The 14,369-nt window shown below is 58.3% G+C and carries 15 protein-coding genes; 7 read left to right on the top strand and 8 right to left on the bottom strand.

What is annotated here, in order from left to right; all coding sequences use genetic code 11:
• The first annotated feature begins 194 nt into the window (after nucleotides 1-194).
• The 4 genes from OXH56_16210 to OXH56_16195 are packed head-to-tail and all read left to right on the top strand — an operon-like array spanning nucleotide 195 to nucleotide 3,904.
• The gene (locus tag OXH56_16210; protein MCY3556855.1) at nucleotides 195-1,241 is read left to right on the top strand and encodes an ABC transporter permease; all 1,047 of its coding nucleotides are present in this window, start codon (nucleotides 195-197) and stop codon (nucleotides 1,239-1,241) included.
• Nucleotides 1,238-2,599 (top strand): hypothetical protein, encoded by a 1,362-nt coding sequence (locus OXH56_16205; GenBank protein MCY3556854.1) that lies wholly within the window; start codon nucleotides 1,238-1,240, stop codon nucleotides 2,597-2,599. Before OXH56_16210 ends, OXH56_16205 begins: the two co-directional genes overlap by 4 nt.
• A 48-nt stretch (nucleotides 2,600-2,647) precedes the next feature.
• Nucleotides 2,648-3,460: a class I SAM-dependent methyltransferase gene (locus OXH56_16200; protein MCY3556853.1), complete on the top strand. Its 813-nt coding sequence runs from the start codon at nucleotides 2,648-2,650 to the stop codon at nucleotides 3,458-3,460.
• 51 nt (nucleotides 3,461-3,511) lie between these two features.
• On the top strand, nucleotides 3,512-3,904 hold the full coding sequence (locus tag OXH56_16195) for a VOC family protein (GenBank protein MCY3556852.1): 393 nt from the start codon (nucleotides 3,512-3,514) through the stop codon (nucleotides 3,902-3,904).
• Here the strand turns inward: OXH56_16195 and OXH56_16190 are convergent.
• The 4 genes from OXH56_16190 to OXH56_16175 form a co-directional block, all read right to left on the bottom strand.
• Nucleotides 3,876-4,937 carry a hypothetical protein gene (locus OXH56_16190; GenBank protein MCY3556851.1) on the bottom strand — a complete coding sequence of 354 codons (1,062 nt, stop codon included), beginning with the start codon at nucleotides 4,935-4,937 and terminating at the stop codon, nucleotides 3,876-3,878. The two genes, OXH56_16195 and OXH56_16190, sit on opposite strands and share 29 nt — an antisense overlap.
• Entirely contained in the window at nucleotides 4,930-5,499 is a 570-nt protein-coding gene (locus tag OXH56_16185; protein MCY3556850.1) for a GNAT family N-acetyltransferase, read from the bottom strand. Before OXH56_16185 ends, OXH56_16190 begins: the two co-directional genes overlap by 8 nt.
• Before the next feature lie 26 nt (nucleotides 5,500-5,525).
• Nucleotides 5,526-5,957: a hypothetical protein gene (locus OXH56_16180; protein MCY3556849.1), complete on the bottom strand. Its 432-nt coding sequence runs from the start codon at nucleotides 5,955-5,957 to the stop codon at nucleotides 5,526-5,528.
• A gap of 224 nt (nucleotides 5,958-6,181) precedes the next feature.
• Nucleotides 6,182-7,600, bottom strand: a complete 1,419-nt coding sequence (locus OXH56_16175) for an RNA polymerase sigma factor (GenBank protein ID MCY3556848.1) — start codon at nucleotides 7,598-7,600, stop codon at nucleotides 6,182-6,184.
• 248 nt (nucleotides 7,601-7,848) lie between these two features.
• On the opposite strand from OXH56_16175, the gene OXH56_16170 reads away from it, so the two are divergent.
• The 3 genes from OXH56_16170 (at nucleotide 7,849) to OXH56_16160 (ending at nucleotide 9,925) form a co-directional block, all read left to right on the top strand.
• Nucleotides 7,849-8,031 carry a hypothetical protein gene (locus OXH56_16170; GenBank protein MCY3556847.1) on the top strand — a complete coding sequence of 61 codons (183 nt, stop codon included), beginning with the start codon at nucleotides 7,849-7,851 and terminating at the stop codon, nucleotides 8,029-8,031.
• 270 nt (nucleotides 8,032-8,301) lie between these two features.
• Nucleotides 8,302-9,108 (top strand): class I SAM-dependent methyltransferase, encoded by an 807-nt coding sequence (locus tag OXH56_16165; GenBank protein MCY3556846.1) that lies wholly within the window; start codon nucleotides 8,302-8,304, stop codon nucleotides 9,106-9,108.
• A 112-nt stretch (nucleotides 9,109-9,220) separates the two neighbouring features.
• Nucleotides 9,221-9,925, top strand: coding sequence for an HAD family hydrolase (locus OXH56_16160; protein MCY3556845.1), 705 nt, complete (start codon nucleotides 9,221-9,223; stop codon nucleotides 9,923-9,925).
• Nucleotides 9,926-9,944: 19 nt separating this feature from the next.
• Here the strand turns inward: OXH56_16160 and OXH56_16155 are convergent, their stop codons facing one another.
• The 4 genes from OXH56_16155 to OXH56_16140 form a co-directional block, all read right to left on the bottom strand.
• On the bottom strand, nucleotides 9,945-10,604 hold the full coding sequence (locus OXH56_16155) for a hypothetical protein (GenBank protein ID MCY3556844.1): 660 nt from the start codon (nucleotides 10,602-10,604) through the stop codon (nucleotides 9,945-9,947).
• Nucleotides 10,605-10,684: 80 nt separating this feature from the next.
• Nucleotides 10,685-11,992 (bottom strand): OFA family MFS transporter, encoded by a 1,308-nt coding sequence (locus tag OXH56_16150; protein ID MCY3556843.1) that lies wholly within the window; start codon nucleotides 11,990-11,992, stop codon nucleotides 10,685-10,687.
• A 14-nt stretch (nucleotides 11,993-12,006) separates the two neighbouring features.
• Nucleotides 12,007-12,747, bottom strand: a complete 741-nt coding sequence (locus OXH56_16145; GenBank protein ID MCY3556842.1) for a hypothetical protein — start codon at nucleotides 12,745-12,747, stop codon at nucleotides 12,007-12,009.
• A 1-nt stretch (nucleotide 12,748) separates the two neighbouring features.
• Nucleotides 12,749-13,954, bottom strand: a complete 1,206-nt coding sequence (locus tag OXH56_16140) for an ABC transporter substrate-binding protein (protein MCY3556841.1) — start codon at nucleotides 13,952-13,954, stop codon at nucleotides 12,749-12,751.
• Nucleotides 13,955-14,369 lie beyond the last annotated feature (415 nt).

Raw genomic sequence — 14,369 nt, 5'->3', positions numbered from 1 at the left:
TCATGGCGGATTACGGGGATCGACGCCTGATGTGAAGTGTCGGTCATCGGATCGGTCGAGGGATCAGTCATCATCAAATTCCGGTATTCCAGGATTGCGATAGTAACTTATGTTGAGTAACTGAAATCAGGATGTATCTTGCATAAATAACACGTTCCAGCATAGCACTTAATCTTCCTTTACGCGAGACAGAAGTGCTCCAAAACTACCTCACCATCGCCGTTCGCAACCTCCTCAGGTACCCTGCCTACACGCTCATCAACATTGTGGGGCTCGCGATCGGGCTGTCAGCCTGCATGCTGATCCTGCTCTACGTCTGGGACGAGTTGAGTTACGATCGGTATCATCCCCATGCCGACCGGGTATACCGGATCGTCGATGACATAGAAAGCACCGGACAGACCGTGCGGACGGCGGGATCGCCCTCGGGTTGGGGACCCGCCCTGAAGCGTGATTTCCCCGAAATCGAACGCTTCGCCCGGGTGAGAGGCACGACATCGGCCTGGTTCATCATGCATGAAGAAAAACGTTTCTACGAGCAAAAGGTTATCTGGGCCGACGCGGCCCTGCTTGAAATGTTTTACATTCCCTTCGTCACCGGCGACCCCCGGACCGCGCTGACTGAACCGTATTCGATCGTGATATCGGAGGAAATGGCCTTCAAGTACTTTGGCGACGTTGATCCCATGGGGAAAGTCCTCAGGGGGGATAACCTGTGGGATTTCACGGTGACCGCCGTCATGCGGAACATCCCCGCCAATTCGCATCTGCGCCCGGACATGATCATATCCCTCCTGACACGAAATGCCCTGTATCCGAACAGCCTCGATGAATGGGAGATGCACGAGAATCAATATACCTACATCCTGCTGCATGAGAACGCCTCTCCGGATGACCTGGAAGCGCAACTGCCCGCTTTTTTAGAACGGAACAAGTCGGGCAGGTTCAGCGAATCGACCAAGGTACTGAGACCCTCGCTGCAACCGCTGTTGGACATCCACCTGCATTCGCACCGGGACAGCGAGCTCGAACCCAATGGTGATTTCCGCTACGTAGTACTCTTCCTGATCATCGCGCTGCTGATTCCGCTTATCGCGTGCATCAACTTCGTGAACCTGGCCACGGCGCGGTCGGCCATGCGCGCCAGGGAGGTGGGCGTGCGCAAAGTGATGGGGGCCAACCGGTTGCAGTTGCTGGGGCAATTCCTGGGAGAAGCCGTCGTTATGACGGAATCGCCATGATCGTCGCGATCGCGCTTGTGTACCTCTGCCTGCTCGGCGTGAATGCGCTGGCCGGAAAGCAACTGGACTTCGCGCTGACGAACGGATTGGTGCTGGGGGCACTCGTGGCGGGTACCCTCGTGATCGCAGTGGCCGCCGGCAGCTATCCCGCGGTATATCTCTCGAGCTTCCTGCCCACCGAAGTATTGAAAGGAAGTTTGAAGTCGGGAACACATGGGATGGGGCTCCGTCAGGTCTTGGTCGTGATCCAATTCGTCATGTCCATCTTTCTGCTGATCAGCACCGCTGTCATATACGATCAACTTGAGTACATACAAAACATGAGACTCGGTTTCAACAAAGAGCACGTGATGGTCGTTAAAATCACGGGACGTGAGCAACGGGAAAGCTCCCCGGTACTGAAACAGCGGCTGGCGCAGTTGCCCGGTGTGGTCGGAATGGCGACGACCGATGGGGTCCCGGGCGTGAAGGCACCGCGGATTATGGCCGTCCGTTCTGATGAGATGAGCCCCGAGGACAATCTCATTGTATCCCTGCTCACATCGGACGACCGGTTCCTGGACGTCATGGGAATAGACCTCGTGGCGGGCCGGAACTTTCCGGTCGAATGGGGTATGGATTCGACCATGGTCATCATGTTGAACGAGACTGCGGTACAGAAACTGGGCTGGGAAGCGCCTCCCGATGCGATCGGCGAGTCAGTTGAATGGATTGAATACGGGGGATTGCGGGGACGCGTGCTGGGGGTCGTGGAGGATTTTCACCTCCAATCGATTCGCGAGGAAATCGAGCCGATCGTATTCACGCACTATCCCCCCTACTTCACCGATGTGCTTATCCGGATCAGGCCGGAGGACGTAACGGACACTATCTCCCGGATCGAGGAGGTGTGGCAGGAGGTCGATCCCCTTTACCCACTGGCATTCACATTCCTCGACGACGATTTCGACAGCCTTTACCGCGCCGAACGCCAACTGGGTACGGTCTTCGCGGTCTTCGCCTTTCTTGCGATCCTCGTCGCGTGCCTTGGGCTGTTCGGTCTGGCATCCTTCTCAATCCAGCAGAGAACCCGTGAGATCGGGATCCGAAAGGTGCTCGGAGCCACCGTTTCAGACATCGTGCTGCTGCTCTCCAGGGACTTCATGAAATATGTCCTGCTGGCCAACGTCATCGCCTGGCCGTTGGCGTATTTCGTCATGTCCCGATGGCTGCAGAACTACGCCTATTCGGCGGGAATCAGCTTTGCGTGGTTCATCGCGGGAGGCGTCGTCGCGCTCGTCATCGCCTGGTTGACGATCGGGGCGCATGCGCTGGCTGCGGCGGGCAGGAACCCGGTCAACGCGCTGAAGCAGCACTGACGAGATTGAGTTGGGAGGAAATCCGGATTCCCACGGAGTCGCAATACCATGGATGATCTATCCGACATACGCGCGTTCTACAACGACGGTTGGGAAAGGGAGGCCGGTCGGTTGGTGCACCGGCAGCTGGAGGCCGACATTACGTGGCGATACCTTGACCGGTATTTACCCACCCGGGGTGATATACTCGACGTGGGTTTCGGCACCGGCGCATATACTTTTCCATTGGCAAGGCGCGGATTCCAGATCACTGCCGTGGATCTTTCCGATGAATTCACCACTCGATGCCAAGCCAGGGCGGATGAACTCGGCCTTGCTGACCGGATCGATTTCATGACGGGGGACGCCCGCACGCTGGAGCAAGTCCCCCGCGGTGCTTTCGAGGCAGTCCTCCTTCTGGGACCTATGTACCATCTGGTGATGGAAGAGGACAGAACGGCAGCGCTGCGTTCGGCGTATGATTGTCTGAAACCGGGTGGAGTCGTCCTGTCCGCCTGGCTTTCCAGGTTCGGAAATTTCGGCAACCTGATCAAGAAGAACCCTTCGTGGATCGAGAACCGCGACGAGGTACGCTGGTTGATCGAAAAAGGCCGCCGACCGGATGATGCGCCCAGGGGCGGCTTCCGGGGACACTTTTCCCGTCTGGAGGAGATCGCTCCGATACACGAGAAGGTGGGCTTCCATACATTGCAGATTGCCGGGGTCGAGCCGGCCATTTCCGCGGACGACGAAAGCTACAACAGGCTGGAGGGTGATGTGCGGGAGCGCTGGCTGGATCTCCTGTTCGAAATCAGTTCGGAGCCCAGTATCGTGGCGGCATCAAGGCACATCCTCTACGTGGGCCGGAGAAATTCGACATGAAATCGGCAACCACACGACCGAGGTAGATGAGCGTACTTAAGGAGGTCCAACATGTCGCAACATAACGAATTCGGCCTTTCGGCCATCGGCCAGGTTTCCGTCAGGGTGAAGGATCTCGACAGGGCCGTTGCCTTCTATCGCGATCAGTTGGGCATTCGGTTCCTGTTCCAGGTGCCGAACATGGCGTTCTTCGACTGCGCAGGCGTACGGCTCATGTTGAATATCCCCGAGGAGGGGTTTGAAGATATTCACACTTCCATTCTGTATTACAAAGTCGACGATATCCAGGATGCCTACCAGGTTTTGAAGGACCGGGACGTACAGTTTGTTGGACGGCCGCACAAGATCGCCGATCTTGAGGATCACGAGCTATGGATGGCGTTCTTCCGGGACAGCGAGATGAACCTCCTGGCGCTCATGGCCGAGATCCCCCACCGGCAGTAGAGTCGGAAAAGACCTGATCCAGGTTACGTTCCGAGTGATGGAGAGCCTGATACAGATCCCACAGTTCCTCCTCGATGGCCTCCCTGATTTCGTCCGTCACTTTATCTCGCTTCGCCGCGCCGTCAGGCACAAACGGTACGGACTCCCCATCGCTCTTCGAGTAGAATCCGAACGGCTCAACCAAACCGTCGTATTCCTCCCTGGTCACATTGAGCCCGAAGAAGCGCAGGATCCTCGGGAGGTTTTCGGGCTTTAACTGCGTATAGTCCACAAACAGGCAGTGGTCGCAGGTGTTATCAATGGCGATCCGGAGGGTGGACGATTCAACCTGCACGCTGAATGCCAGATCGCTCATCTGTTCGACGGATTCGATCGGAAGAGCGGCATCAAAGGCGCCTTCGGGCGTGTTCTTGTTGCGGATGAACCACGCGGGCCCTTCGAGAGAGGTCGGGATAATCTCGTAGGGATTACGATAGAGGAACAACCACGGGACGCCGGGATAGAGCCCTCGGATCATTTCCAATCGTTTAATGTGATTGCTGGAGAACTTGACGAAGAACCGTTCGTGTACAGGCAGCCGCCTGTGGCCATAGATGTTGAGCAGGGACTGAAAATACCGTTCGCGTTTATTCCTGAATACCTCTTCGTATTCAACACCCAATAGTTGTTGTACAGGTTCCGCTTCTTTGATAACAATGTGCCGGTCCAGGCTCGACAACACCTTGGCAAGCAAGGTCGAACCGCATCGCCCTACGTGGAAGATGAAGCCTGAAGGCGCAAGGGCGTCAACATATAGATCCGGCGTCTCGAGTACATCGAAATCGGTAACCACCGTCAAAGCGTCGGCATGCTGCGACAGTCGTTCTTCCGCGGAGATCTCGAGAAAGGTCTCGCGCAGATGCATGTCCCCGAAGTCGAACCACGACATTTCGCGGGCGTCGCAGTGCAGTTCGAGCGGCAGAAGACCACGCTGGGTATTGAGGAAGGCCTTTACTTCCTCGATAGGCTTGTTTCTGAAATCCTGTCTAGGCATTCAGGCTCCCCGCACTACGGCACCCGGATGCTGTTGTCCATTCGGCAGGCCAACAGTCCAATCGTCGCTCGAAGTACAGTTCGAGGCCGTCCTCTTCATCAATATGGTAACCTGTTTCTCGAAACCCCATCGACCGGGCCATTCGTAGGGATGGTACATTATCCGGGCTAATCGACAGGACAAAACATCGCTGATCATGTTCTTCATACGCCCATTTCATCAATCCGATTGCCGCTTCCTTGCCTATGCCACGTCGGCGGAAGGACTCACCGATTTCATAGCCGAGTTCTACTCCATCCGCCGCTACTTTTAGAAGTTCCTCTGGACCCGGCTCGGAATGGAAGCCGATTCGTCCGCACATCGTCTGCGACTGCTTTAAGACAATGGCCCGCGACAACCAGGGCTGCGCCTCCGGGCGAGCATGTAGCTGTCTCAGTCGCGTTCGTAAAGTGCGAACGTTGATCACGAAATCTTCCGGTATCGTGTAGCCGCCAATCTTCTCCGCCAACACACGATTCCGGGCGAGTAGCGCTTCCAGCAGTCCCGGGCTCATCGATACCAGTTCCAGACGACTCGTGGTAATACTTCCTATACCCCACCTCGTTCTGATTGTGAGGCAACGTCCTCAAGAAACGGTGGAGGACTTTGCTTCGGTGTGCCAAGTGTACCGGCCTCCTGTTCCCTGCTGATCCACTCTCTGTAGGCCTGGTCTCTTTCTTTCCGACCCTCTTCACGACCCTCTTCACGACCCTCTTCCCTGTGTCGTTGCTTAATTGATTCGTAAAGCCATCCCATAAAGTCCACTCCTTCTATAAGAGTAAATGTAGCGAAAATCGATGATACACCGATCTTGACAATGTAGTCCAATACAAGCTCGACTGAAAGTACGTAAACCCCGAATTTCCAGATAATAACATGGCCTGCGGCCGTGAGTGCCAGATAGACGACAGTAAACCACCATCGAGTGTTCTCGGGAACTCCCCAGACCGCGACACGGTTTCGAATACGGTATTCGTCCAATGAGGTTCTCGTGCTAATTGGCTTGCTCCCCATATGGTGTATGAAACATTCGCAAAGGCTCTGACCCGAACGTGGCTTGATGGAACACACTGATCGACTAAATGCAGGATGCCGCATCGACCGATAGGGAACACGCTCTGAGACTCCTTATGCATAAGAGTCGGATTCTTGCTGTTGAATCTAGTGATATTCATGCACTCGCTTCGTTTCATTGGCAGAGCCACTTACGCTCTCAGTCCACATGCCACGTCCGTCAGGCTGTCGTAGTGATGTACGTACTTGACGCCGTCGATTACGAGGCGGTCGGTATGCGGCAGATCCTCCTCCCACGTCATTTCGACGCCCCAGGAGTGGGGCGGCTTCTCCCGCTTTCCCCAGAGGTTTCCGTTGTATCGCCGGAACAGGACCGTGCGGCCCGCGCGGGTGACGAACGCCATGACCAGCACCGCCCGTTCGGACGCATCTTCGTCGATGTCGAACACGCGCATGCATTCGAAAGCCCGGTCGCCGATGCGCAATGTGTAAAGGCCGTGCGAGAATACCTGCGGCGCATCCGGGTTTTTCGTCAACGTACCGTCGGCTTGCTCCGACAGGTAGCCCTTGTCTTCGACATGACGAGCCGACATACCCCAATCCCATCCAAAGTCCTCATCTAGACAGGTCAGCAGTTCCCTGGTGCCATCAGATTTCGTGCTCTCGACGGCCAGCCAATGCACTTCCGTCTCTGTCAGGCGGCCCCAGAACCGGGTATGGCGGGCTATCTTGTCCGGATCGTGGTTGAGCGGAAGCAGGCCTTCCCGGTCCTGATGGCGATGTTCCTCGATCTTGATCTCGACGCATTCCCGTCCGTGTATGATCGCGTGTCGGCGGGCGGCCGCGGTTTTGTCCTCGGTTAACTTCCAGGCCGTTCCATCGCGGGCTGGCTCGTAGTCGGCCCAACGGACCTGCTCGCCGATTTCGGGAACGATGAACCACCAGGCCAGCTCCCGGAAATCAATGGAAAAGGGGGTACCTGTACTCTTATCGATGGATATGTGGGGCCGAAGTTCCGGAAACCCCTTCTTCCCTGTGCTGCTCGCTGCGCTCATGGCCGTGCTCCTTCTATTCGTGGTGACGCCCAGTTCGGTGCGGACCATGTCCCTGCCGTGGGACAACCGCCGCTTGATGGTTCCCGGTGGACAGCGATGCCGGGCCGCGATTTCCGCTATGCTCAACCCATCCAGGTAGAACGACCTGAGTGCCGCCCGTTCCTTCTCGGGTACGTGATCGAAGGCATCGACCACGTCCTCCGCTGCCCTGCGTTGGCGGGCCACCGGCACACCGAAACGGTTGATTATCGTTGCGAGATCCTCGGACTCGACGAATCGCTCCCTGCGCTGTGCGGAGCGAAGGAAGTCGGCGCAACGGTTTCGGGCGACCTGGTAAAGCCAGGCGCGCACGTGTCGGGGTGATCTATCGCGCAGTCCCGACCAGGCGTGTACAAGCGTCTCCTGCAGCACGTCTTCGACCGCGTCCACGGCACCGATACGATCCCGGATCAATGCAGCCAGCGAACGTTCATAGCGGCGGATCAGCGTCACGAAGGCCTGCTCGTCGCCGGACCCTATCCGTTGGACCAGCCTCTGATCATCGAGGAACCCCATTAGATCGCTCTCCCTTCATCTAACAGGGCGAAGTTCGAGGGGGAAAGGTTCAGTGGGCGAAATCACTCGCAATATCGAGAAGCGCGATGGCGTAATTGGCTTGCTCATCGCGATCCGGTATCCGGCCAGTCTGCGCCGGCTCCCGGTCCGATAACATGCCAGTGCATGTGGGGCGTAACGCCAGGTGCCGCCGCGTTGGCTCGGACATAGAAGCCTTCGCCATTCAAGAGACCGGTGGATATCGCCGATTGCTGGACAGCCAGGACCATCGAGGAAAGAAGGTTTCCATCCAAAGCGGCCCCGTCCATGAGACCGCCTACGTGGGCTTTCGGCACTACGACCACGTGGACTTCGGATACAGGACGTGGATGATGAAACGCCAGAACCAACTCGTCTTCAAAGACTCGACTCACTTCAAGGTTTCCGGTTAGTACATCCTCGCAGTACCAATCTCTCCGTGCCACTTTAGCACACTCCTTCCGGTTTACTGACGGAACCAGGCTCGGTCTCCGGGTCTGCCTGATTAATAGATTAGACGGGCCAGGGGTCGGTGTGTAATTTACATCCGGATGCAGCTACAGATCAGGGTTAAATACAAATCATCTGATATGGAATCTTATCGGTCATAGGCGTATGCGAGTCGAACCGGCCAGTACCCGAATCGAACCCCTTGAGACGAAACACCATGACCGGAGTTCATAGTGGACCGTAACGTAGTCCGATATTACGAAGAGATTGAGCACGAATCCGACCGGCTCGAGAAGGGAACCGCCCGGCTGGAAGGCGAAAGGACCAGGGAGGTCCTTCGGCAACACCTCCCCACACCGCCGGCCCGTGTTCTCGATGCAGGCGGCGGCCCGGGGACCTATGCCTTCTGGCTTGCCGGGCTGTCCTACGAAGTGCATTTGCTCGACATCGTCCCGCGCCACATCGAGCAGGCAAAGGAACGGAATAAAGACGGAATCCTGAAGAGCGCGGCGGTCGGCGACGCCAGAACGCTGGACTTCGAGACGCATTCCATGGACGCGGTCCTTCTGATGGGTCCTCTGTATCACCTGCAAGAACGGCCGGACCGGATCGCCGCGCTTGAGGAATCCCTACGTGTGCTGAAACCGGGAGGTGTGCTGATCTGTGCGGCCATCTCCAGGTTCGCTTCGTTCATGGACGGCATGAAACAGGGGTATCTCTTCAATCCCGAGTTCGCCCGTATCGTACTGAAGGACCTGAATGAAGGGCGACATGAAAACCCGGATATGGATCCACGTTACTTTACTACGGCATGTTTCCACCGGCCTGAAGAATTCGAAGAAGAGATCACGGCTGCGGGGTTCGACCTGGTTAGGACGATCGGGCTGGAAGGACCGGCGTGGTTGCTTGGTGATTTCGACGAGTTGTGGGCAGATGAGGCGAAGCGTAAGGATCTGCTCACTTTCCTGAAACTTGTCGAGACGGAACCCTCACTCATCGGCGTGAGCGCGCACATCCTCACCGTCGCGAAAGCGCCCTGACGAGTGCCGGCATCAGCGAAGCGTTAAGGCGAAACGGTTCATAGGGAAATCTCGGGTTACCTACACCTTTTTGTTTGGTCCAAGAGTTTGGGCCAACTGCAGAGGCGATACCTTGCGGATCTCAGCCATATCTTTCGACGGCGACATGACCCTGTGGGATTTTAAGAAGGTCATGCGCCATGCATTGAAAAAAGCCCTGGCGGAACTGCGCAGGCTGGTTCCGACCCAAGGCGCCGAGGACCTCTCGGTGGAAGAGATGATCGCGATTCGCAACCGGGTCGAGGAGGAAGAGCAGGGACGGACCTGGAACATGGAGGAACTGAGACTACTCGCCTTCGAGCGGACGCTTGAACGTGTGGGGCGACCGGACCACGATATCGCTGTCCGTCTGAATGAGCTCTACCTCAAGCATCGCTTCGAAGACATCGAGTTGTATCGGGACGTCGAACCCGCGCTCGATATCCTGGCCCCGCACTACAAGCTGGGCCTGCTGTCCAACGGGAACAGTTATCCCGAGCGATGCGGGCTCGAGGGACGATTTGCCTTCGTGGTCTTCTCGCAGGACGTGCAGATTCGAAAACCCGATCGGAGGATCTTCGAGATAGCCGCGCAGAGAGCGGGCTGTCCGATGGAGGAGCTTCTGCACGTCGGAGATTCGTTCGAAAACGACGTAATGGGAGCGCACGGCGTCGGAGCGAAAACGGTCTGGCTGAATCGGGAAGGGAAGGAAGGCCACGCCGAGATCAAGCCCGACGTTGAAATAACCTCGCTGGCCGACCTGCCCGGGGTTTTAGGTCTAGGGCAAATCGGTAACTGAGGAAGATTCCGCCATCTGGCTAGAACCCGTAGCTGAGACCCAGTTTAAGGACCGGATACACGGATGCGACGCCGGGGATATCTTCGTTGGCCGATTCGGCCTCCGCATCCAGGTCCATCCTGAACTGCGGGTCCGAGGATACGGGACCGGTAGCCTCGAGGCTGAATTCCGGCGTCCCATGGTAGGCTATCCCGACATCCAGGGCAAAGCCGAAACCGGTTCCGACGGCATTTCCCCACCCGAAGCCCGCGTAGGGGGCAAGGCTGGAGGTCCCGAGCGAGCCGCGGATCGTTCCCACCTGGGCCGGCGTGTATACGTTGTTCCCAAGCTCCACGTCTTCCGTTGGAGCACCCTCGAGTCCAAGGGACCCCCCGAAGTAGAGCACACCCGCACTCAGCCGGAAACCGCTTTCGTTCGGGTACAGATCGATCACCGCCGTCACGGTGGCCGCGGGAAGTTCAACATCCAACTCCACATCATCCGCGAGTACTTCGAAGCTTACCGGCTGAAAATCGAGCCCGCCTCGGAAGTTGATCCGGCTTGCGAGTGGCGTCGCGACCTGCGCCCCGATCCCGAGCGTACCCACCTGGACGGATCCCGTAACCCCCTGTGCAAAAACTGGAGATGCATCCAGACCCAGCAGTATGACGACGATGAACCCGAATCTCCGGCTTCGCATCGTATTCCCCTCGCAAATATCGCTCAATATGGTAAGAAAAACGGACTGGCACGGTCTCTCATCTCAACCCCTCACGCACCTCAACCCCGCTCCGGCACGGCGATCCCGTACCGCTGCAGGGTGGTCTCGAGCGTCGGGCGACCCAGGCGGATCCGGCCGTCGTTCAGCAAGTAGGAGAACAGGTAGCCGGCGCCGAGCATTAGAATCCCGATGAGGAAGCAGTACATGACCGCACGGTCGGGATAGACATCCTTGAGGTACCCCACGTACAGCGGTCCGAAAATCCCCGCGGCCGCCCACGCGGTCAGCACTGCGCCGTAGATGGTGGACATCTTCTTCGTGCCGAACACGTCGAGGACGAAGGAAGGCATGGTGGCGAAACCGCCGCCGAAGCAGAGCAGCACGTAGCAGACCAGGGCGGAGAAAATCCACGGATTGGTTTCGGTCATCAGAATGCCGAAGACCACCATCTGGCTGCCCAACAGCACCCGGAAGACGGTTACCCTGCCGAACCGGTCGGACAGCAATCCCCAGAACAGCCTTCCGAGACCATTGCAGATCGAACTCACCGCGATGAGCGTGGCACCGTATTCGGCCAGGACGGTCGGTTCGATGGAGTCATCCGCCAGGCCCCAGATCTCCTGCAGGATCTCCGACTGGAAACTGACGACCGAAATCCCGGCCGCGATGTTGAAGAAGAAGACGATCCACATGAAGACGAACTGCGTGGTGCCCAGGTAGGTCCGGGCGTACTTCGGTTCGTCGGCCTCGTCGGGGTCGGCCGCGGCCAAAGTCGAAGGACCCGTGGCATCCGGCGGCGGATCGGACAGGGCCAGGCTGCAGGGGATGAGAATCAAGGCGAAGATGATGCCGAGCCAGATGAAGACTTCCGGCAGGGCGCCCGCGGTCCGCACAATGAGGAAGGGCGCCAGGCCCTTGCTGAGCAGAAAAGCCCCGACCCCGAACCCCATGACCACGATCCCGGTAGCCAGTCCCTTGCGGTCCGGAAACCACTTGGCGACCGTCGCGACCGGCGTGACGTATCCCAGCCCTATGCCGGCGCCGCCGACCACCCCGTAACCGAGATAGAACAGCGGGATATACTCCATCTCCAGCGCCAGGCCCGAGATCAGGTACCCGCACGCAAACATGAAACTGCCGATCAGCGCGAGTTTGCGCGGTCCCATCTTCGGCAGCATGTTTCCGGCCCACGCCGCCGACACGCCGAGGGTAAAAATAGCGATGCTGAAGGCCCAGGCCGTCTCGGTATGCGTCCAGCCGATCTGGCGCACCAGAATCGTCTGAAAGAAGCTCCAGGCGTAGACCGTACCGAAGCAGATCTGAAGCGCCGTGCAGAAGAGCGCGATGGCGCTTCGGGGAATGCGCATCGCTTATCCTCCCCTTACCGGACGTTCTCCGGTGACGCGCCGGACGCACCGGAGTCGGGAGACTTACCGGAGATGTGGCGGAAGAGGCGAGCCAGGTCGCCAACTTCGTCGTCGCGTCCCAGGAGATCGTCGGCCGTTGTCTCCGGCTCCTTGTCGCCCGCGATGTTGACGGCGTACGCGAGCAGTTCCGCGAGGGGCTTCGCGGCGAGATTGACCAGCCAGATTGACGCGAGGACGCCCACGACCAGGAAAATGCAGATGAGGATGACCTGCTGGCCGATGGCGCGCTGGATCTTGAGGGCAACCTCGTCCTGGTCCATGCCGACGTGCACCGTACCCGCCACACCCGCCAGGATGGGGCTGCCGACCTCCAGGAAATCACCCAGGCCGGGGATGCTGCGCTCCACCGGCTCGGTATTCGCGTGATCGCTCGCGAGAATCTGCTCGGGAATCCCCGGAACGAAGGTATGGGCGAGATACTCACCGTCCTCGCTGGTGATGTAGATATACCGGATACCCTGGATCTCGACGAACTGATCGATCATCGACTGCAGCGTGGCCAGGTTCCGGTTGAGCAGGATGTCGACACTGGAGTCGGCGATGCTCTTGGCGATGTTCTGGCTGTTGGTCTCGTACTCCGACGTCAACTGCGTATCTACAGTGTATATACACAGGGCGGACGTGCAGAGCACGATGACGCCGAAGAGCAGGAAGATCCCGAAGCGGGTGCGCTGGAAGAGCTTCTGTACTTTCATGCTAGGATAGCCAGCCTTGCCAGTCCTCCAGGGTCACGAACCGGCCCTCCTGGACGACGGTATAGTAGACGGTCTGCAGACCCTGCCGGCGGTCCGGTCCGAAGGAGACCCGCTCGCCGATCCCGAGATCGTAGTTGTCGACCGAGAATACGGCTTCCTCCAGCCCGTCGCGGTCGGGACTTCCTCCCAAGCGCCGCAGGATCTCGGTCATCAGCTTGGCGTCCAGAAAACCCTCGAGACTCACGAAACTCTGTGGAAAGGGGCTGTACGACTCCTGGACGAGTTCCGCGGGAACCGCCGGATCGTAGCGTTCCATCAGTTCGCGGTACTCCCGAACGGCGGGAATGGACGTGTCCTCGTAGCTCGGGACAACCTGGGAATTGACGAGGTAACGGGAGTAGGTCTCCACGTCCTCCCCCAGATCGCTGAGCAGCTGGAGCATGTTTTCGCTGCCCACGAAGGAGAGATTGGCAATGGGCACGCGAAGGTCGCGGTCCACCGCGTCGCGGGCGAAGGCCGCACAGGCCGCGTACGACCCGATGCAGATGACGGCATCCGGAGAATTGGACTTGAGGATCTCCACCTGCTCCCGCATGCTGCCGGTGAAACGCGAGCCCCGGCGGTAGGTCGCCTCGCCCGCGAGCCGCTCTCCGTGCCGGTCCAGTGCCGCCCTCACCCCGGCCCAACCGCTTCTTCCATAGGCGTCGGCCTGGTAGAACACGCCGATTCTTCTTTTGCCCGCGGCGAGGAAGTTGTTGACGAGACCGGCCGTTTCCTGCCGGTAGGACGCCCTGAGGTTGAAGGCGAAATCACCGTAAGGCGGCTCCCGCTGGGGCTGGGCGCCGGTGAAGGGGAAGAACAGGTAGACCTGCTCGTCCTGGAACTTCTTCAAAAGGGGCAGCACGCGCGTTACGGTCGGCGTGCCCACGTACCCAAAGAGCAGGAACACGTTGTCTTCGAGCATGAGCTTCATGGTGTTCCGGACACACGGGTCCGGCTGGTAACCATCGTCGTAAAGCTTCAGGGTGATCTTGCGTCCGGCCACGCCGCCGTTGTCGTTCACATGATTGAAATAGGCCATGGCGCCGCGATACAGCTCGCTGCCAAGACCCCTGGAAGGACCGGAGAACGCGGCCGACATGCCCAGGATGATCTCATCATCCGTCGCACCTTCGAATCCGGTTTCCATCTCCTGTGCTGAGACCATGTTCAAACCTCCAAAAAAGGTACCGGCGTCCTTCAAGCCCGCGCAGGAAACCGCAAGCAGTCCCGCCAGGCCGCGGCGCAACATGGTCCTCCGCGTTAACAACGGCGCAGGCGACCCGGGCCTATCCCCTGATTGACCTTTACCGTCACGCCCACTCATACGCTTCCTCGTCATCAAATGAGCCGTGAATGTTACTCTTCGTGAGTCTTACGAGTCTCACGGCCGTCCGGCAACCGTATCCGGGCCGGACATTGACTGTACCGGGAATCGCAGTACGAAGTTCTGGTTTGGGAAATGTACTAATTGTTTCCGTCTTGGAAACTGTTGTAATGATTCAAAATGATAAGACCGGGACTACCCCGTTGCAAGGTATTTTTGTGACCGTGAGCAATGCCCTGGGGCACCTTAAGCCACT

The sequence above is a fragment of the Gemmatimonadota bacterium genome, from assembly GCA_026702745.1.
GTDB lineage: Bacteria > JAAXHH01 > JAAXHH01 > JAAXHH01 > JAAXHH01 > JAAXHH01.
This window is presented reverse-complemented; position numbering and strand designations above follow the sequence as displayed.